This window comes from Enterococcus sp. LJL51 (assembly GCF_054871795.1).
The window spans coordinates 358,374-378,585 of sequence record NZ_JBTXLW010000001.1; the positions used below are offsets into that span (position 1 = coordinate 358,374).

Genomic DNA, 20,212 nt, shown 5'->3' on the forward strand with positions numbered 1-20,212 from the left:
CAATCACGTTCATTTGAACTAAACTATAATACTCTTAAGGTCATTTAGCAACTTATATTATCAAAAGTAGAAAAAATAATCTGATTTTCAATTATTCAACAGTAATTTCTCATGATTTTTTAGTCCTCTTCTTCCTCTGTCGAGAAGTGGAACTTAATCATTTCATTCACAAAAATTGGAACAATAGATAGTGCTGCAACTAGTACCCAATGGGTTAATCCGATTGGGACTAAATAGAATAATTCCTGAGTGATCGGCAGTAAGGCGATAACTGTCGTAATGACAATTGCTAAAACAGCCATTTCGAACAATGATTTATTAGAAGAAAGCTTCACTTGGAAGATTGATTTTGTACTTCTAACATTGAAAACATGTAGGATAGACGAGTAAGCTAAGACTAGAAAAGCGACTGTCTGGCCTACTTCATGACTGGCACTCACCCAATGAGAAACACCGTCAACAAATGCTCCTAGATAGAAACCGAACAGGGTCACTACTGTAAATGCCGCAGCATTAATCGCAATCTTCTTCCATAAGCCGCGGGCAAAAATCCCTTCTTGCCGAGGAATTGGCGCTTCTGTCATAATATCTTTTTCAGCAGGCTCTCTTCCTAGCGCAAATCCAGGAAGTCCATCCGCTACCACATTAACAAACAACAGCTGAACAGCTGTAAAGGGCGCTCCCCAGCCTAACAGCATCGCAATAAGTACAATGAAAATCTCTGAGACATTACAGCTCAAAAGAAAATTAATCGCCTTGCGAATGTTCCGGTAGACTGTACGTCCTTGAGCAACTGCATCAACAATGGTTGCAAAGTTGTCATCAGTAAGAATCATATCTGAAGCACCCTGAGCCACATCCGTTCCGGTAATTCCCATCGCACAGCCGACATCACTAGCTTTAAGTGCCGGAGCATCATTGACCCCGTCGCCAGTCATCGCAACTACAGCGCCTGTCCGCTGCCAGGATTTAACGATTCGAATTTTATCTTCCGGAGTCACACGAGCATAAACAGACAAATCCTTCACTCGCTCATCCAGCTCATCATCGCTTAGCTTACGAAGCTCTGCACCTGTCATTGCTTCCTTTTTAGTTGTTAGAATACCTAATTCTTTTGCAATTGCTCCTGCGGTTACTACATGATCTCCTGTGATCATTACTGTTTTAATGCCCGCTTTTCTCGCTTTTTCAATAGCTCCTTTACTCTCTGGTCTCGGCGGATCAATCATCCCAATCAAACCAGATAAACGCAATCCCTTTTCCAACGCTTCAGAAGTGATTTCCTGAGGCTCTTCATCATAAATTGCATAACCTACTGCAATTACCCGTAAAGCTCGTTTACCAAAGCGGTCATTAACAATTGCTGCCTGATCTACATCGCCATAGCGAAAACGAGCCAGCAAGACATCAAAGGCTCCTTTGGTAATAGAAATGTATTTCTTGCCCATTTTATGGACAGTCGTCATCATTTTCCGTTCGGAATCAAAAGGCAACTCTGCAATTCTCGGATATTTTTCTTCCAGCTCATCCTTTGTATGATAATTTTCTTCAACTGCCCGAACGATGGCAGCTTCTGTTGGATTGCCTTTGATAGTCAAATCATCGTCTTCTCTCTCAACAGTAACATCGGTACATAAGGCGGCCATTTTCAATACTTCCATTGCCTCGTTTGTCATCGCATCTTCTGTGTCTGTTACTTCATCCCCACGGGACCAGACACGACGGACCCGCATTTTATTCTGTGTTAGGGTTCCTGTTTTGTCTGAACAAATAACATTTGCTGTACCTAGAGTTTCTACTGCGGGCAGCTGCCGAATAATCGCATGCTTTTTCGCCATTTTCTGAACACCATAAGCAAGCGTCAGTGTTACAATGACCGTCAATGTCTCCGGAACTGCAGCAACTGCTAGCGAAACTGCAGTCATAAACATATCAAGCATCGGCTCCCCTTGAAGCTCACCAATAATAAAAACTAAAACAGCCGCACCTAAAGCTAAAATGCTGATTCGTTTTCCCAGCTGATTCAGTCTCTTTTGCAGCGGTGTTTTCTGCTGCTCATTCCCGCTTAGAAGCCCAGCGATTTTACCCATTTCCGTATCCATACCAGTAGAGGTAACGACTGCCCGACCGCGGCCGTTAGAAACCGTACAGCCTTTAAATACCATGTTAATTTGATCGCCCAGAGATTCCTCTTCTGAGGCTATGTACGCTGCGTCCTTCTCAACAGGTTCACTTTCTCCTGTCAAAGCAGATTCCTCCACCCTCATTTGAGAGGCTTCCAGCAAGCGGGCATCTGCAGTAATCATTGAGCCTGATTCTAATACTAGAATGTCCCCAACTACCAAGTCCTCTGCATCCACACTTTCAACTTTGCCATCTCTTAATACCGTACTAGTCTGCTTATTCATATCCTTCAATGCATCCAAGGATTTTTCAGCATTTCCTTCTTGGACAATAGCCAAAACGGAATTAATAATGACAATTGCAATAATTAGAATACCTTCAAAGTAATCGCCGTGCTCTGTCGCAATTGCTGTATAAAACGAAATTGCTGCAGCAGCTAATAAAATAATTGTTGTAAAATCCTTCAAGCTAAGCAAGAATTTTTTAGCGATAGAGGTCTTCTTTTCTTCCTCAAATTTGTTTCCGCCGTTTTCCTGCAGCCGGCGCTCTGCTTCTTTCTGTGTTAGCCCGTTTTCCACGTCTGTTTTACTGTCTTTTACAACATCTTCGATTGATTTCTGATAAATATCCATCCTATCCCCCACTTCAATTTCTTCCTATTTAAATAGTAGTACTATACATTAACTATAACATGAAAATTTTTTAGACATCAATAAATACGCTTTTCTTTCGGACAATTCGTAAAATAGATGTTTATTTATTTTTTTCAAAAAAAGGGTATAAATTTATTGAAAACGCTTTCTTTTAATGGTATTATATAGATGAGGGAAGGAGGAACTACAACATATTGAAGAATTTCTCGAGTTTCAATAGATCATATCAAAGAATTAAGAAAGTTTGTTGGAAGTAAAATATTCACCTTTTAATCAGTTTATATGTGTAGAGTACCAAAAGTGCAAACTATTAGAAAGTATGTTTATTTATCAAGATAAACTTGATAGTGTTTTAAGTTTCAAACCTTGAACGAAAAGCTAAGTTTTGTTGAATCAAAAAGAAATTCAGTAATGCTTTACATGTGTAACAGAAGTTTAACAATTCAATATGTTGGATCCTTCCAGTTAAATGAGCCAAGCTATTCGAGAAGCTTGGCTTTTTGCTATATTATATTTGTAACAAAAACAAAGATATGGTATATTGACTATGCACTTTCTATTATTTAACCATAATCTAAATATTGGAGGGATTTGCATTGCCAAAAAAGAAGAACTCATCATTTGAGAGTTCCATCCACGTCTACAGAGCTATGAAGCGTATGACCCAACAGGAATTAGCTGATAAAGTAGGCGTATCAAGACAAACAATTATTCAACTTGAGCGGAATAGATATAACCCTTCTTTACTATTAGCTCATGACATTGCTGAAGTCTTTGAAGTTCCTATTGAAAAAATATTTACTTTCAAAAGATTAACAGACCAGTCACAAGAAGAATCAAACTAGAACACCTCCCTTCGGGAAGGACTCGCACGGTATGACCGATTCTTTAAAATCTTTTTTCGATAATTTACCTGTAAATCATTGGTCTAGCTTATTAGTGGTAATATTATCAATCGCTTTTCTGGTTTACTCTATCTATTTCTTTTTCAGTAAAGAAGGACGAGATAAACGGGGAAAGAAAATTATCTCAACGGCTAGTTTCATTTCTTTGTAACGATTATATTGCTAATCGCACTTAGCAATGTCTTTTATGAAATAGCTACTCATAATTTGGTGGCCTACTTTTGGATAATCAATTCAATCATACTTCTTGTTTCTGCAACAGAAGCACTGATGATTGTAACACTGAAGAAATTGAACTAACTGAGATACAAAGAGGCGAAAAACCTTAGCCGGTTTTTCGCTTTTTTGTTCGGTCTTTTACCCAGCGCTATCTCAATCAAATCTATATTCATTTATAAGGTGTCTAGTCATACTATAGATTTTTCATAAAAGAACAAAAATCATATAAGAATAAGTATAAACGTTCTTCGTCTTATAGTAAAGTTTATTTTTTAAAAAATACAATATATTTTTTTATATTCTATTTAATATCAATACAGCTCAGTCCTATCTGAATACAAAAATCTAAGAAAAGAGTCTGGGACATAAACAAAATCCCAGACTTTTGACATCCCTAAAACCGAATAAACGGTATTCCAAAAGCAGCTTTCTCGGAAATAAGCCGAATAATCTCAAAAATATGAGAAGCTATTTTCGTATTATTCTTCTTATTTCTCGGAGCTGAACACTTTTGTCACAACCTCTTTTCTTAGATAAACTTTCCTTATTTAAACTGACTATTCCGGCAAATACTCCTAACTATTCCTCGGAACAGCGTCTGTGGTTTATTGCTTGATAGAATTTTATACGGCTGCTTTGATTCATTATTTTACAAACATAGCATCGCCAAAGCTGAAAAAGCGGTATCGTTCATTAACCGCATGCTGATATGCCGCTAAGGTCTGTTCTCTCCCAGCAAATGCACTGACCAGCATAACTAATGTTGATTTTGGCAAATGAAAATTAGTAGAAAAAGCCTGCACAATTTTAAACTCGTAGCCTGGTGTAATAAAAATACTTGTCCAGCCGCTGTCGGCTTTAATTGCTCCATCAAATTTTGTGCCGATTGTTTCCAGTGTACGAATTGACGTTGTTCCTACAGCTACAATTTTTCCGCCGTCAGCTCTTACAGCATTCAGTTTTTCAGCTGCTTCTTCAGTCAAGCGATAGAATTCGCTGTGCATTTCATGCTCCTCCACGTTCTCTACAGAAACTGGTCGGAATGTTCCCAATCCGACATGAAGTGTCAAATAGACAAGCACTACTCCTTTTTTTTCAATCTTATCCAACAGTTCCTGCGTGAAATGAAGACCGGCCGTTGGTGCTGCAGCAGAACCGTTTTCTTTAGCATAAACAGTTTGATAGCGTTCCGGATCCTCTAGCCGTTCTTTGATATACGGCGGCAGCGGCATCTCACCCAGCGACTCTAAAATTTCCAGAAAAATCCCTTCGTAATCAAAGGTGATAATCCGACCGCCATGATCCAACTCTTCAATAACCGTTGCCTTCAGCCGGCCATCGCCGAAACTAATCTGTGTGCCTTTTTTAGCACGACGGGCTGGTTTGATTAGCGTTTCCCAAGTATCCCCTTCTTTATTCGTCAACAGCAGCACTTCTAAGTGTCCACCAGTTTCAGGCTTTTCGCCATAAAGACGAGCTGGAAGCACACGTGTATCATTCATTACTAAGGCATCGCCAGGATTCAGCTCTTCAATGATTTCATTAAAATGTTTATCCTCAATTTCTCCCGTTTCTTTATCCAACACTAAAAGCCGGGAGCTTGTTCGATCTGCCAATGGTGTTTGAGCAATCAGCTCTTCCGGCAGTTCAAAATCAAAATCTTCTGTACTAAGCATTATGTTCACCTTCACTCTCTTACATATCCTCCGCTATTCTATCATTTTTCCTCTAACACACCAAGTACAAAAACTACGAAGTCTCGTTTCAAGTCTTTTTACATCACCTTTTATTACTTTTCACTCCTAACTCAAAACCATTATTGTATCTCCTTACCGAGATAGCTTATACTTATTATAAAAGGAGTGAGTGAATGAAAATAAACTATCACTTACAGCTGCAGGATTGGCTGGAAATTAGTGCAGTCTTTCAAAAAATTTCTCCAAAAAATAAACGCTCCATGCTGATTCGTTTAGCTTTAATCATTATTATTACTTGTATGATGTTTGTTTTCGTAATGAACCGGGACTATATTTTAGCACTAAGCTATCTGGCTCTTGCATCCCTTCTGCTATTTGCGACCTTTTTTTTACCAAAGAAAAGAGCTGTGAACTACTATAATAATCCTGAAAACAGGCATATTTTCGATTCATTGGAAATGACGATTGACGAGACAGGTGTAACCTGTGGAGCGGAAACTGCGCATTCCTTTTCAGACTAGTCATTATTTCCAAAAATTAATGAAACAAATAACCATTTCCTTTTCTTCCGCTCTGAAAAAGTAATTACAGCTGTTCCAAAAAATCAACTGACAGCGGCAGAAATTGAAAAACTTAGGACTATGGTTCAAACATACTATCTCCCCGACTTAACTCAACTAAAGCTATGATCGTTTAGTAAAAATAATGCATGGACATTTTCCTAAAAAAAAAACAAAATTACAGACTAATTTAAACATTGCAAAAGTAAAAGGCTATTCTCTTGGCTATTTGTCGGAATTTCTATATACTTATTTTTAGTAAGTGTAATTAAAGGAGGAAAATATGATGAAACCTTTCATCCACCATGTTTCTTTATTAACTAGACACAGTAAAGAAAATCAGGCCTTTTATATCAAACTGCTGGGATTGCGTTTTGTGAAGCACACTGTCAATCAGGATAACCATCGAATGATTCATGATTATTACGGGAACTACTACGGTGCTCCTGGTTCAGTTATCACTTTTTTTCTTGTACCACTGCTTGGACAGCGCTATGACAACGACCATTATTTAAGCACTATTGGACTTAAAGTTCCTAAGGACAGCCTATCATTTTGGAAAAACAGATTGACAGAGCATCATATAGATTATAAGGATTTCGGACAAGAACTTCATTTTAACGATCCTGACCAAGTAGCTATCCGTCTAGTGGAGGTCAATCAGCCGCCTCTAACAGAAAAGTTTCAAACTGCTGGAGATATTCCCCCTTTAAATCAGATTTTAGGGTTATTATCCACTGAATTTCATGTGCAGGAACCGAAGCTAACTACTGCTTTCTTTGAAAAACTACTAGGCTGGCACACAGAGAATCAGCGGATTATGCTGAATGAGACAGATTTCATCGATATTCTTCAAGCTTCAGGACAGGAAAAAATGCGCATGGGACGAGGCAGCATGGATCATGTCGCCTTTGCAGTGAAGGACGATGCCGCTCTTGATGTCTTACATCACAAAGCTAAGGAACAAGGCTGGCTGATTGAAAAAATTATCAGTCGCGGTTATTTCAAAAGCTTGTACATTCGGGAGCCGGGAGGAAACAGGGTTGAGTTTGCAACTATCGCTCCTGGGTTTACCATTGACGAGCCATTGGAAAGCCTAGGTGAACATTTTGCTCTCCCGCCATTTCTAGAATCCCAGCGAGCGGAAATAGAAAAAAATATTTATGAAGAAAAATAGCTGGAATCCCCCCTTTTTTTTTGAAAAAATTTTTACTCTCAATTAGTTGTTTGCCCTAGTCGGAGAAGTGTCTGATTAGGGTCTTTTTTTTGACCTTTTCTATACTTTTTTATTCAATTAACTAGTCAAATTCATTCACTAATAATTTTATCTTTGAAAACATTTTGTTTTAAATAACATATTTAATAATTGTTTTTATTTATCATAAGAAATCAAAAATACGTCTTAGTTGTTTTAAGTTTCTTTTTCAAGCATACTAGTAGTGAGAGACTATTAAGAAGTTAGAGGTGAACGTTTTGATTGAGTTTCAACATGTGTACAAAATTTATAAGGGCGGCAAGGTGGCCGTCGAAGATGTCAATCTTTCTTTTGAAAAAGGTGAATTTATTTGCTTTATCGGTACCAGTGGAAGTGGAAAAACTACTTCAATGCGAATGATTAATCGAATGACTGATCCTACAAAAGGCAAGATTTTGATTAACGGCAAGGACATTCAGTCTGTTAACCCGGTGGAACTGCGCAGGAAAATCGGTTATGTGATTCAGAATATAGGTTTGATGCCCCATATGACAATTCGTGAAAATATTACGTTGGTTCCCCGTTTATTAAAAGTCGATCAGGCCAGCCGCGATAAAACTGCAGAAAAAATGATTGATTTGGTAGAGTTGCCTCGTGAAATGCTGGACCGTTATCCCCATGAGCTTTCCGGCGGACAACAACAACGGATTGGCGTAGTTCGTGCGTTGGCAGCTGACCAAGACATCATTCTGATGGATGAGCCCTTTGGTGCGTTAGACCCTATCACTAGAGATTCTTTACAGGATCTTGTAAAGGATTTGCAGGAACGCTTAGGAAAAACAATCATCTTTGTAACCCATGATATGGATGAAGCTTTAAAGCTGGCTAACCGAATTGTTATTATGAGCGAAGGAAAAGTAATTCAGTTTGATACACCGGATAATATTCTTAACGCACCAGCCAATGAATTTGTAGAAGAACTCATCGGAGAGGATCGTCTCATTCAGGCAAAATCCAATACAACAACGGTGGGAGAAGTTATGTCTCACAACGCGGTAACAATTACTCCTGAAAAATCACTGTCAGAAGCCATTAAGGTCATGCGTGAAAAGCGTGTGGATACTTTACTGGTTGTTGACGGACAAGGGATTTTAAAAGGATTCATCGATGTTGAAACACTTGACCGCAGCCGCAACAAAGCAACCAGCGTCAGTGACATTATTAATCCGGATGTTTTCTTTGTAAAAGAAAATTCCCTACTTCGAGATACACTTCAAAGAATTTTAAAACGAGGAATTAAATATGTTCCCGTGGTCAGTGATAAGAAGAAAGTCGTCGGTATTCTAACCAGAGCCTCATTGGTTGATATTGTCTACGATGTTATCTGGGGTGAAGAAGAGCTTGCAACTATCGCTTCAGAAAATGCTCCAGATGAAGCTGCGGCTGTCGCTCAGGCGGAGGTGGAGCAGCATGAATGAGTTTTTAATGGAAAAAGGCGGAGAACTGATTACACGGACTGGTGAGCATATTTTCATTTCCGCTGTTGCATTAGCCTTAGGGATTCTTTTTGCCGTTCCATTGGGAATTCTCTTAACCAGAACTAAGCGGACTGCTGCGATTGTCATCGGGTTGACTAGTGCACTGCAGACGGTTCCTTCTCTGGCTCTTTTGGCATTAATGATTCCTATATTTGGTGTTGGGAGATTCCCGGCAATCGTAGCCTTATTCATCTATTCCCTATTACCGATTTTAAGAAATACCTATATTGGTATAAAAGATGTCGGTGCTGATTACAAGGATGCTGCTAAAGGGATGGGAATGACAAATACTCAGTCAATTTTCATGGTTGAACTGCCTATTGCTACACCAACGATTATGGCCGGCATTCGTCTTGCTGCGGTTTATGTTATTGCCTGGGCAACCTTGGCTTCCTATATCGGAGCAGGCGGGTTAGGCGACTTTATCTTCAGCGGGCTGAACCTGTATCGGGCAGATTTGATTTTTGGCGGTACCATTCCAGTTGCGTTAATTGCTTTAGCTGCTGATTTCCTGTTAGGTTTGCTGGAAAAGAAATTAACACCTATGGCATTACGGGAGGAATCAGAATGAAAAAATTAAAAAAACTTATGTTAGGCCTGCTGCTTTTGTTCAGCACAGGCGCTTTATCCAGCTGTTCGCTGCCTGGTCTGGCAAGTGGAAATGATGCGAATACAATCAGTATCGCCGGCGGATCAACCTCCGAAATCCAGATTCTGGCAAATGTAGTCAAAGGCATGATTGAGCATTATACAGACAAGGATGCAGTAATTATCAATAATCTAGCCACTACGACTGTTATTCATCAATCAATGATTAATGGTGATACCAGTATCTCTGCAGCACGCTATACAGGTACAGACTTAACAGGTACCCTGCAGCTGCCACCGGAAAAAGAACCGGAAAAAGCTTTTGATATCGTTGAAAAAGAGTTTCAGGAACGGTTCAAACAAACTTGGTTTCCTTCTTACGGCTTTGCCAATACCTATGCATTTATGGTAACTAAGGAAACAGCTGCAAAATATAATTTAAAAAAAATCAGCGATTTGAAGAACGTCGCAGATCAACTGACTGCCGGTGCTGATACTTCTTGGATTGACCGTAAAGGAGATGGGTATGAAGGATTTACTCAAGAATATGGTTTTGACTTCAAACGTGTCTTTCCAATGCAGATTGGTTTAGTTTACGATGCTGTTGCTGCTGGAAAAATGGATGTCGTGCTAGGCTATTCTACCGACGGACGTATTGGCAGCTATGATCTTGTTATGCTGGAAGATGATTTAAAATTCTTTCCACCATATGATGCAAGTATTGTGGCCACAGATGCCATTTTGAAAGACAACCCGGAATTAAAAGAAATTCTTGGTAAGCTTTCAGGTAAGATTTCTACAGAAAAAATGCAGAAATTAAACTTTCAGGCAGATAATGACTTAATGGAACCAGCAATTGTGGCAGAGAATTTTTTACGTGAGAACCATTACTTTGAATCTGACGGAGGTGGGAAAAAATGACGAATTTACAAGATATGAATCTTTTCGAGCAGTTCTTTTATTACTTTAGCCAAAACGGCAGCTATGTATTCAGTCAGGTCGTTCGACATTTTCTGATTTCCGTATACGGTGTTCTCTTTGCCGCAGCGATTGGGATTCCCATCGGGATTTTTATTTCCCGCCGAGTAAAGCTGGCAGGCTGGATAATCAGCATTGCCAACCTAATTCAAACTGTCCCCTCTTTAGCAATGCTCTCTATTTTGATGCTGGGCTTAGGACTTGGAGTAAATACTGTTATTGTTACAGTTTTCCTATACTCTTTACTGCCCATCATCAAGAACACCTATACAGGGATGAGACAAGTGGATAACAATATTCTCGACGTAGGAAAAGGTATGGGCATGACAAAAATTCAACGCTTGTTCATGGTTGAACTGCCTCTCTCTGTTTCTGTTATTATGGCAGGAATACGCAATGCCTTAGTCGTAGCCATTGGAATTACTGCTATCGGTGCCTTTGTTGGTGCCGGAGGGTTAGGGGACATTATTATTCGCGGTACAAATGCGACAGACGGTACCTCCATTATCTTGGTTGGTGCAGTTCCTACTGCCTTAATGGCAATTATTACTGATTGGGTGCTCGGCATGATTGAGCATCGTCTCGACCCGGCAAGTAAACATTCTTCTTAATTAGCAGAACGAACTTATTCAGCTCTCAAGCAGTAAAAACGAGTTATAAATAGGTCCTAACTAAGCAGGTCATTGACAATAGCCACCTGAGTCAATGGGTGCTAAACTATAAAACCAAAAAAAGCGGCAACTTGACTTAAGGAAGTCAATTGCCGCTTTTTTCTGTTTAATCTATAATCCCATTTGGAAAAAGCAGTTCCTTTTGCTTTTTTAAACGGTAACGAATCTGATGGATAAAACTCTCTGGTTCAATAACCTTTAGAAAAGGACCAAAAGAAAGAATATTTATCACTAGCTCTGTTTCGTAATGTGCCGGGTAATAAATAGTGAGCGAATACTCCTTTTCATTCTCTGTCTTTTGCGTTACCTTACGATAATTAGAAAAATGAAACATTGCCCGCTCCAATGTATCTCGATCATCTCTTAGCAAACAAACAATCTGCTTCTCTGCTTCCCTCGCAGAGAAGCTTTCTGATAGAGGAGTAGTCAGGTCATGATTTTCCAGCATTTCTACTTGTCGGATTTCCGAAAGATTAAAGATTATTCCTTCCCAACTGCCGTTTTTTGTCAACCGTTGACCCTTTAATCGAAACTTATCATTTTTTTGTGAATATTCCAGTTTTTCCGGCTTGATTGTATGACAAATGCTTTCTTCACGACCTAAGGTCTGATACTTTACTGTGGTCAGCCCATCACTAGTAATTGCCTTTAACAAAGTCCGGGCATTCTGCTGATAGTCTTCATTTTCAAAAGGGTCTCCAGACTGAAATTGATCAAAATAATCAATATCAGTCAATGAAAATAAGCACTCTTCTTCCTTAAGTATCTGATTAAGCTCTGCCAACTGTTCTGTTGTTAAAAAGAGATGAATTTTCGGGTCCTGTAGTATAGTCTTTAGCCAGCGTTTTTCTAGTTTTGTTGTTGGCTGAAAGCTGTCATTTGCCGTTATCCGCTGGAAATTATTCTCCTTTTTTTTCAGCAGATGCCAATTGTCTTCTTCCGACAATAGGTAGGGAAGTAAACTAAAAGCTGTTTCTCCATAACCATAAGCTTCAGCCAGCTGTCGAATTTCCTCTTCACTGCGTTCTTTTTTTGCCAATACCTTGGAGACAATCTGAAAATAGCGTCCATAGACTTCATGAAATAATTGATTCATCTTGGTCACCTCCAAAATACATCTCGTGCATCTGCTGATAATCCTGCCAAAATTTCTGTTCCCATGTACGGTTGCTGCATTGAATTCGCTGAATACGGCCAAAAAAAGTTCGTAAAAATGGATTTAAAGCAACCATATCCGTTAACTCAATTGAAAAAAGAAATTCATTTTCACCTAAGTGTGTAACTGTTCCCTGACGCTTTTCTTTTTCCAGCCTGCGAATTAGGTACTGTTCTTTTTTTTCATCAATTGCTAGATAAACTTTTAACCGTTGGGTCCTTCTGCTGCTCAGCGCAGCATTCCAATTAATTTTCTTTTGCGCTAAAAACTGTGTATGCAGACGCTCAAACTGGACGGCCTCGCTGCCTAACTTCACATTAGAAATGAAGTTGACCCGTACTGAATAAAAATGTCTTTTCCCTGTGACCCGACCAATCAGATATTGCCGCCCTGACTCACAGCTTGAGCTGAATTTAACCGGGATAAAATCTTCAAAATGCTGCTTTTCAGTTTCAAAAGAAATAGCCCGCCGCTGATAAATTGCCTCTAACAGCTGCAGCGTAACCTGACTATCTAAAATCTGAACTGGAAATGCGTGCTTAAACTGAATTGGTGTTGCCTGTGGTTCATCCTTCAAAAGATAATCTCCTAATAAGCCTACAGGAAAGATTTCCTTATAGAAGCTAATAGCCAAACGAAGCTCATCATTTAATACTAAAGGGGGCACCTGAAAATAAATACATTCTCTTGCAGCCTTTTTTTCCTTGAAGAAGCCTAAAGCCGTATACTCCTTCAATTTTTTTCTAATCGTCAGAGGGTCTAAAAAATAGCCATCAGAAAAGCCAGAAAGGTAGCTGTCATCAATTTCATCAACTATCTCTTGTACAGTCCAGCCCTTAGTCCCCTGCAGAATATCCAGCAAAGTAAAATGCAGAAAAATGTCATTCTTCGTAAAGGATTTTGCCCCCCAAACAGCGCTTAATGGATTCGCTGTGCTTTTATTCGGGTCTAATTCTAAGCGTACCCGTTTCTTTCCATGAACGGTTTCCGTTACAATCCATTCAGATAAATAGCTTTCGATTCTTCTGCGTTCATTATCGTACCCTCTTTGACTTCCATAAACAAAGTCATCCCGCTCTTTAAAACCGTAAATATAAAAGTCCCGAGTATATTTTCGAATCTTATCAAAATTTTTGACTAATTCCTGAAATTTTTTTGCCATAATCTATAACCCTCAATCAACCTTTTTCATTAATTGTAAACACAACCTTCCGCAGTACGCAACTTTTTTTTAAAGATAGATCAGGAGGTTTTCGTTATGATACAAGTATAAACTTTTACAGGAGGTCTATTATGGCAATTATCAAGCTGACATCAACCAATCCAAAATTATCTTATATCTTATATAAAAATCCGGAAAGCGGGCTGCAGTTAAGAAAAATACGAAAGGGCATGGGCTATGGCTGGTATGCAGATGCTCAAACCTATCTAGCTTACTTTACAGATCAAGGGAACCCTTCGTTATCCTTTCGTCCAAACCGGGAAGAGGAATTTCATTATCTAAACAGCGCTCAATATCAAGCGCCGCTCGCGTATCTTTCACTGTTGACTGAATTTTTCAGCTATCCGTTTAAGCAGCAGGAATCTGATACGGAAGGATTTCTTCATCAGCTGGAACTGCCCTTCATTGCAATTAGACGCTCTTATTTCCTGCGTTTTTTCAGACAGCAGTTTCCTGATATTCAGTTCAACTATGAAGAAACAGCAGTTGGATATGGTACCTTGATTATTCAAACAGAAGGTTCCCTTCACGATTTACTGCATACTGCTCAGCTTTTTCTCGCTTTCCAAGGATTATTCGGAAGAGAATTTATGGATGAAACAGAGGGCTTGATTCAAAAATACGTTCATTCCTTGAATGCAGTGGATGCTCCATTCTATATCCGAAATCTTTTTGCCCACCATTTTTTAAGCAGAAGGAACCTTTTTAATCACTTTAAAAAACAAATAGAGACAACCAATCGTTATGAAATTGACTTTAGCTTTGGTGGTACCAATCTCCAAAGAAGAAATTTTGCGGAGTCGCTTCTTGACTTTGAACATCCTATATTGGATGTGGGCTGTGGAGAAGGCTACTATATTGGCGCATTTACAAACCATTTGAATGGTCAGCCTTATTACGCTGTAGATATTAACCCTGAAGTACTTGCTGCAGCGAAGGAAAAAGCTGAAAAAAAAGAACTGGAAAATGTTTCCTTCTATTCTTCTGTTGCTAGCTGGGAGCAGTTAAACATTACAGAACCGATTGACATCATTATGATGGAGGTTGCTGAACACATGCCTTTGGAAGAAGCAGAAGAGCTAATTCAAACCGTTTTAAGTAAAAATATTCATCAAATGATACTTTCCACACCAAATAAGGAATTCAATCATTACTACAGTCTTGCAGAAGATCAGATGAGACACACAGACCATTGCTGGGAAATGACTCGTCTGGAGTTTCAGCAGTGGATTGACAAGCTTGTCGCTAAGACAGACTATACTATCGATTACCTCGCAATCGGCGATAAAGTAAATGGTATTTCTACGACTCAGGGTGTGCGTATTCTACGAAAAAATAAGGAGGCATAATTTATGCTCATTCAAACAAAAACTCATACAATTTTCCTATTAATTGGTCCGACAGAATGTGGAAAAACAACCTTTTCAAAAGAAGTTCTAATGAAACAGCTGGGCTTTGAAGATTGTGAAAAAAACTTTTACAGCAATGTCCAATATATTTCGTCGGATGATTTACGTCAGGAAATTCTTGGACATGCGTATGATAAATACGATCAGGTAATGCTGGAGGCTAGTAATGTGGCTTTCCCCTACCTGCGAAAAAGACTAGAATTTGTGACAACCTATCCTGTTTCGGCAGAATTTGTCATTGTCGATACAACTGGACTGGCACAGGAATTTCGCCAGGAAATTTTAGCAATTGCCCAGGAACAAAACTATCGTATTGAAGCAGTTGTCTTTGATTACAAAAATCGGGAGGACTATTATGCCAGTGAACGTTCCCGCCGTCTTATCAGCAACCATATTCAACGGCTGAAGCGTGAGGTTTTACCAAAGCTGGCTAAAGAAAACTACCATGCAATTCATCGTATTCCTAAAAAAGATTTTGCTGATATTCAGATAGCTGTTGAGGATCAGGAAGAATATTTAGCCTGTATCCTGCCTCCGGCTCATGACTATTCTGTTATTGGCGATGTTCATGAATGTGTTCACGCCTTAAAACAGCTGCTGATTCGGCTTGGTCATTCAGTAGTAGAGAATCAGCTAGTCATGAATGAACGTTCAGGAAAAGTAATTCTTAACGGTGACTGGATTGATAAAGGAAAACAAACGGCAGAAATTATCGAGTTTCTTTATGCCAATCAGGAGCTGCTGCTGTTGACGATTGGAAATCATGAGCATTTTGTCTATCATTATTTGAAAGGGACGATTAAAGGTGCTGATCCTCAGGTGCTGGCACATTATTTTGATTCTGTTGGCATCTTGGAAAAAGATGATGCGCTGCGGGAAAAATTCTTTCAGCTGGTTGAAAAAGCTAAACCTTTCTATCGTAGAATTGGTGGAGGCGAACAATCCTTCATTGTCACACATGCTCCTTGCCGCCAAAAGTATCTTGGCAAGCTGGATAATGGGTCAAAAAGAAAACAGCGTAACTTCCGCTTGAATCGAGAGGCTGAGCTTCAGCCCCAGTTGGAATTTCTGGAAGAAGAAAGCTACTTCAACCTGCCGCTGCATCTTTTCGGGCACATTGCTTGTCAGGAGCCTTTCAAACTAAAGAACAAGCGAAGTATTGATACTGGTGCTGTAGCTAAAAACCGCCTGACAGCAGTTAAGATTTTACCTTATAAAACGATGTTGTATTCTGTGCCATCTGAAGAGGGCCAGACAGAAACATTGCCTTTGCTTTTTACTAAGCCTAAAAAGCCTTCATGGCAGACACTTCCTAGAGAAAGCCAGAGGCGGCTGCGCTATATGGCCCGCAACAACATTCAATACCTTTCCGGTACCATGTCGCCTTCAGCTGCTGACCCTGAAACAAACGATTTAGAATCTTTGGAAGCTGGACTCAACTACTTTAAGCAGCAGGGAATAGAAAATGTAGTACTGCAGCCTAAATATATGGGGTCTCGCTGTAATCTCTATCTCTATACTGAACTCGACCGCTGTTTTGCAGTATCCAGAAATGGACATATTATTCGGCAGCTGGAGCTTCAGCCAATTTATCAGGAGCTCTTGATAAAATTTCTACCTTATATGCAGGAGAATCACATTGAGATGCTGTTGTTGGATGGTGAGCTGCTGCCATGGAGTGTTCTCGGCAAAGGACTGATTGAAAAAGAGTATCAGCCGATTTCCTTCGGTATAGAAAAAGAACTTACTGTACTAAAAGATTTTGGTTTTGAAGAGAACTATGCAAAAGCACTTCAAAAGCTTGATGCTACCGACTATCTTACCGATCAGTACCATAAAGATAAGAAGACATTGTCTGACTTATACGGCGATTATACAGCACGCCAATTTGCATTATTAACCGAGACCCGCAGCCGGCAGGTAGGTATCTCTGAACAAGAACAGGCTTTAGCTGTTTATCGAAAACAGATTGAGCTTTATGGCAGCGAAGGGGAGTTGTCGTACAAACCATTTAATTTATTAAAAGTGGTTTATCAGGACGGTAGTCAAATGCTGCCGGAGCAGTCTGCTTCTGAAATCTACCGCTTTTTATCGGAGGATAATTGTTTAGTTGTTAATCTCTTAGAAGAGTCCGCCTTAGCACAGGCAGAAGACTATTTTCAAACAATCACCATTACAAATCAAATGGAAGGAATTGTCATTAAACCGGAACATCTGGGGAATTCAAAGGCCGTTCCCTTTATGAAGGTTCGCAATAAAGAATACTTAACTCTTATCTACGGCTATGACTATCGCTCCGATAAACGCTATCAGAAGCTTATTGAAGACAAAAAAATTCATGGCAAGTTGAAGGCTTCTAAAAGAGAAGCTGCTCTTGCTGCTGAACTGCTGCAGATTCCAATCCATGAGTTAACTGAAGAAAATGACGTCTATATGAATACATTGGCTGAACTGATTTATGAATTTGAAAAAGAAAAGGATTTGGATCCGCGTCTCTAAAAGGAGGATCTCCATGAAAAATAAAATTATTCAAGAATTAAAAAGAATCGAAAAACAAGAAAATATCCGAATTTTATATGCTGTAGAGTCAGGAAGCAGAGCGTGGGGCTTTCCCTCGACAGACAGTGACTATGATGTTCGCTTTATCTACACTCGTCCTAAAAGCTGGTACTTACAGCTTCAAAAAACTAGAGACACCCTTGAATATCCTATTTCAGAGCTGCTGGATATCAGCGGATGGGATTTAGATAAAAGTCTGCTGCTTTTACAAAAAAGCAACCCATCACTTATAGAGTGGCTGGCTTCGCCCATTGTTTACTATAAGGATTCCCTATTCCACACAGAGCTTTTGGAGCTGATGAAAGCTTCTATTCAGTCTAAAGGACTGATTTATCATTATCTGCATATGGCTAAAGGAAACTATCGGGATTACTTGCAGGGCGAAACGGTTAAAATCAAAAAATATTTTTATGTTCTTCGTCCCCTGCTCGCCTGCCGGTGGATTGAAGCCCATCAAACAGCACCGCCCGTTCTTTTTCAGGAGCTGCTTCAGCAAGAAGGATTATCTGCTGAGCTTGTACAGCAGATTGAACGGTTACTTATAAAAAAAAGAGCAGGCAACGAATTAGGATTGGAGCCTCAGATTAAGGAAATTAACCAGTTTATCGTTGAACAGCTCAACTATTTTAGCGAATCTGTAAACTTCCTGACTGGCTCTAATTATTTGACAAATACTCAGATGAATCAATTCTTTCTACAGTGGTATGGAACCGACAGTTCCTGACCCTAACATAAAAACCACGATAAAATCAGAATTTGACTGATTTTATCGTGGTTTTTATTTAAAACTATTGCTTATTATTCTTCAATATTTCGATAGACTTCATCTTCATATCCAGAGAAGCGGCGGCTATTTAGAATGATGAAGGGCTCTTCATTGTGTTCCTCTATCTCTGGCTCGGCTTCTTGCTGTTTTTTCGGTGAACGCTTCGAAAACTCGCTAGATTCCGGTTCACTTCTTTCAAACTCTCTTTTTATCGGTTCACGCTGTATTTCTTCTCGCAGCGTCTGTATCGCCGGCTGTTGTGCTTTTTTCTCTTGTATCTCAGGCTCATCCATTAGATGAACAATGCTTTCATCCTGCATTTTAAGCATATGGTTCATTCGAACCTTCTCGACTTTCAAATCAGATAAGTGTTCTTGCAGAACGTCTTTTTCGTACAAGGTTTTTTGTAACATCTGACGTTCTTTTATTAACAAGAAACATAGAACAATAATAACGACTACAAAAAAATACATAATAGCTAAATATGCTAGGTTCATGTCCTTCAACTCCTTAAGGATATGTTAACATGGGAGTATGTACTTTTTTTATCAGTTTTTTCTTAAAAGAGAGAAGTTTATGAGAAAAAAATAATTTTTGTTATTTTAAAGTAAATAATTATGGTCAAATGTGATTGTTAGCTGGTATATGCCAATTGTCAGTACAATTTTTTCTTGAATTTCTTTCTGAAGTGCTTCATCCGTTAGCCGAAACTTGCTGGGAACAACTAAATCAAAATGAATCGTTGCTACATCCTTATGAGTTACTAAACGAATATCATGCACTCGTAAATCTGGATCAATTTCTTTAATAATCTTCTTGATGCCCTTATGAATCATTTGCTGCTCTTCATCATATAAATTCACCGGATCCACATGGCAGACCAGTTCCACACCTAATTGCTTTTTAAATGTGTATTCAATTTGATCAATAATTTGGTGTGCATGATTCAAATCCCAGCGGTCATCTACTTCAATGTGAACCGAAGCAAAAATCTGATTAGGCCCGTACTGATGAATCAGCAAATCATGATAGCCGACAATATCCTGATAGCCGGATAAAAAAGCCTTCATCTGATCAATCTCTTTTTGATCCGGTCTGGAGCCCATTAGTTCATTGACAAATTCCCGAATCAACTGAATCCCGCTATAAATAATATACACAGCAATCAGCAAGCCTATATAGCCATCAATCTTAAGCCCTGTAAGCCCCTCTACCGCAGTGGAAGCTAAAACGGTAATCGTTGTGAAGACATCATTAAGACTATCCTTAGAAGCTGCAATTAGGGTGTTAGAATCAATCTTTTTAGCAACCTGCTTGTAAAACAGCCCTTGCCAAACTTTTAATCCAATCGAAAACAGCAGAACCACTAATAAAACCCAGTTGAATTGGATACTTTTAGGCTCTCTGATTCTATCAATCGAAGTCAGGAAGAACTGAAAGCCCACAAAAGTAATCAATAGTGAAACGAACATACCGCTGATATACTCAAATCGTTCATGACCATAAGGATGCTCCCTGTCAGCCGGCTTCCCCGCAATATAAAAACCAATTAATGTTACCAGAGAAGAAATCATGTCTGATAAGTTATTAACCGCATCTGCCATAATTGATACACTTCCGGAAACAAAACCGATGGAAAATTTCCCAATAACCAGAAGCAGATTGGAAATCAATCCTACAATCCCGGCAAATATACCAAAAGCAGTCCGCTGGTCCTTTGTTTTATCCGCCTTCTTTTCAAACCAATTAACTATTCCCGTTATCATATAATCCCTACCTTTTTTAAGTATTAAAAAAATATACCGATTTCTACTTTAATTGTATATAGCTGCTTTAAATTTTTTACTTGATTCTTACTATTTAGAAATCCCCTATTCCTAGACAAAGCAGACCATTTCTTAATTGTTAGGACTACCTAGTTTTTTCCATCTCTAGAAAGCTGTACAGTCAGAACAAAATAAAGAAAAATCAG

General features: G+C 39.1%; 17 protein-coding genes. 11 read left to right on the plus strand and 6 right to left on the minus strand.

The genetic code is table 11. The features are described from left to right. Positions 1-119 precede the first annotated feature (119 nt). Positions 120-2,756 carry a cation-translocating P-type ATPase gene (locus ACYSNQ_RS01720; protein ID WP_426081043.1) on the minus strand — a complete coding sequence of 879 codons (2,637 nt, stop codon included), beginning with the start codon at positions 2,754-2,756 and terminating at the stop codon, positions 120-122. Positions 2,757-3,373: 617 nt separating this feature from the next. On the opposite strand from ACYSNQ_RS01720, the gene ACYSNQ_RS01725 reads away from it, so the two are divergent. Then, the gene (locus ACYSNQ_RS01725) at positions 3,374-3,622 is read left to right on the plus strand and encodes a helix-turn-helix transcriptional regulator (protein ID WP_426081044.1); all 249 of its coding nucleotides are present in this window, start codon (positions 3,374-3,376) and stop codon (positions 3,620-3,622) included. A gap of 923 nt (positions 3,623-4,545) precedes the next feature. Here the strand turns inward: ACYSNQ_RS01725 and queA are convergent. Beyond that, a complete protein-coding gene (queA, locus tag ACYSNQ_RS01730) occupies positions 4,546-5,577 on the minus strand; it encodes a tRNA preQ1(34) S-adenosylmethionine ribosyltransferase-isomerase QueA (protein ID WP_426081161.1) in 1,032 nt (343 codons plus the stop codon). A 194-nt stretch (positions 5,578-5,771) separates the two neighbouring features. Here queA and ACYSNQ_RS01735 point away from each other — a divergent pair, with 194 nt between their 5' ends. The 7 genes from ACYSNQ_RS01735 to ACYSNQ_RS01765 all read left to right on the plus strand — a co-directional run bounded on the left by ACYSNQ_RS01735 (position 5,772) and on the right by ACYSNQ_RS01765 (position 11,068). Further along, entirely contained in the window at positions 5,772-6,119 is a 348-nt protein-coding gene (locus ACYSNQ_RS01735; RefSeq protein WP_426081045.1) for a hypothetical protein, read from the plus strand. 15 nt (positions 6,120-6,134) lie between these two features. Further along, on the plus strand, positions 6,135-6,287 hold the full coding sequence (locus tag ACYSNQ_RS01740) for a YcxB family protein (RefSeq protein WP_426081162.1): 153 nt from the start codon (positions 6,135-6,137) through the stop codon (positions 6,285-6,287). A gap of 157 nt (positions 6,288-6,444) precedes the next feature. Continuing rightward, positions 6,445-7,335, plus strand: coding sequence for a VOC family protein (locus tag ACYSNQ_RS01745; protein WP_426081046.1), 891 nt, complete (start codon positions 6,445-6,447; stop codon positions 7,333-7,335). A gap of 296 nt (positions 7,336-7,631) precedes the next feature. Beyond that, entirely contained in the window at positions 7,632-8,831 is a 1,200-nt protein-coding gene (locus ACYSNQ_RS01750) for a betaine/proline/choline family ABC transporter ATP-binding protein (protein WP_426081047.1), read from the plus strand. Next, positions 8,824-9,462, plus strand: coding sequence for an ABC transporter permease (locus ACYSNQ_RS01755; protein WP_426081048.1), 639 nt, complete (start codon positions 8,824-8,826; stop codon positions 9,460-9,462). The genes ACYSNQ_RS01750 and ACYSNQ_RS01755 overlap by 8 nt, the downstream gene beginning before the upstream one ends. After that, positions 9,459-10,400: an osmoprotectant ABC transporter substrate-binding protein gene (locus ACYSNQ_RS01760; RefSeq protein ID WP_426081049.1), complete on the plus strand. Its 942-nt coding sequence runs from the start codon at positions 9,459-9,461 to the stop codon at positions 10,398-10,400. The genes ACYSNQ_RS01755 and ACYSNQ_RS01760 overlap by 4 nt, the downstream gene beginning before the upstream one ends. Continuing rightward, the gene (locus ACYSNQ_RS01765) at positions 10,397-11,068 is read left to right on the plus strand and encodes an ABC transporter permease (RefSeq protein WP_426081050.1); all 672 of its coding nucleotides are present in this window, start codon (positions 10,397-10,399) and stop codon (positions 11,066-11,068) included. Before ACYSNQ_RS01760 ends, ACYSNQ_RS01765 begins: the two co-directional genes overlap by 4 nt. Positions 11,069-11,234: 166 nt before the next feature. Here ACYSNQ_RS01765 and ACYSNQ_RS01770 read toward each other — a convergent pair whose 3' ends face one another. After that, complete coding sequence (locus ACYSNQ_RS01770; protein ID WP_426081051.1) at positions 11,235-12,224, minus strand: WYL domain-containing protein; 990 nt, start codon at positions 12,222-12,224, stop codon at positions 11,235-11,237. After that, entirely contained in the window at positions 12,205-13,446 is a 1,242-nt protein-coding gene (locus tag ACYSNQ_RS01775) for a WYL domain-containing protein (protein WP_426081052.1), read from the minus strand. Before ACYSNQ_RS01775 ends, ACYSNQ_RS01770 begins: the two co-directional genes overlap by 20 nt. Positions 13,447-13,577: 131 nt before the next feature. Between ACYSNQ_RS01775 and ACYSNQ_RS01780 the strand changes: the two genes are divergently transcribed. The 3 genes from ACYSNQ_RS01780 to ACYSNQ_RS01790 are packed head-to-tail and all read left to right on the plus strand — an operon-like array spanning position 13,578 to position 18,198. Next, a complete protein-coding gene (locus ACYSNQ_RS01780; protein ID WP_426081053.1) occupies positions 13,578-14,855 on the plus strand; it encodes a class I SAM-dependent methyltransferase in 1,278 nt (425 codons plus the stop codon). Positions 14,856-14,858: 3 nt separating this feature from the next. Then, positions 14,859-17,414 carry an AAA family ATPase gene (locus tag ACYSNQ_RS01785; protein WP_426081054.1) on the plus strand — a complete coding sequence of 852 codons (2,556 nt, stop codon included), beginning with the start codon at positions 14,859-14,861 and terminating at the stop codon, positions 17,412-17,414. Positions 17,415-17,427: 13 nt separating this feature from the next. Beyond that, on the plus strand, positions 17,428-18,198 hold the full coding sequence (locus ACYSNQ_RS01790; protein ID WP_426081055.1) for a nucleotidyltransferase domain-containing protein: 771 nt from the start codon (positions 17,428-17,430) through the stop codon (positions 18,196-18,198). Positions 18,199-18,272: 74 nt separating this feature from the next. Here the strand turns inward: ACYSNQ_RS01790 and ACYSNQ_RS01795 are convergent, their stop codons facing one another. After that, entirely contained in the window at positions 18,273-18,737 is a 465-nt protein-coding gene (locus tag ACYSNQ_RS01795) for a hypothetical protein (protein WP_426081056.1), read from the minus strand. 105 nt (positions 18,738-18,842) lie between these two features. Next, positions 18,843-20,006, minus strand: a complete 1,164-nt coding sequence (locus tag ACYSNQ_RS01800) for a cation diffusion facilitator family transporter (protein WP_426081057.1) — start codon at positions 20,004-20,006, stop codon at positions 18,843-18,845. Positions 20,007-20,212 lie beyond the last annotated feature (206 nt).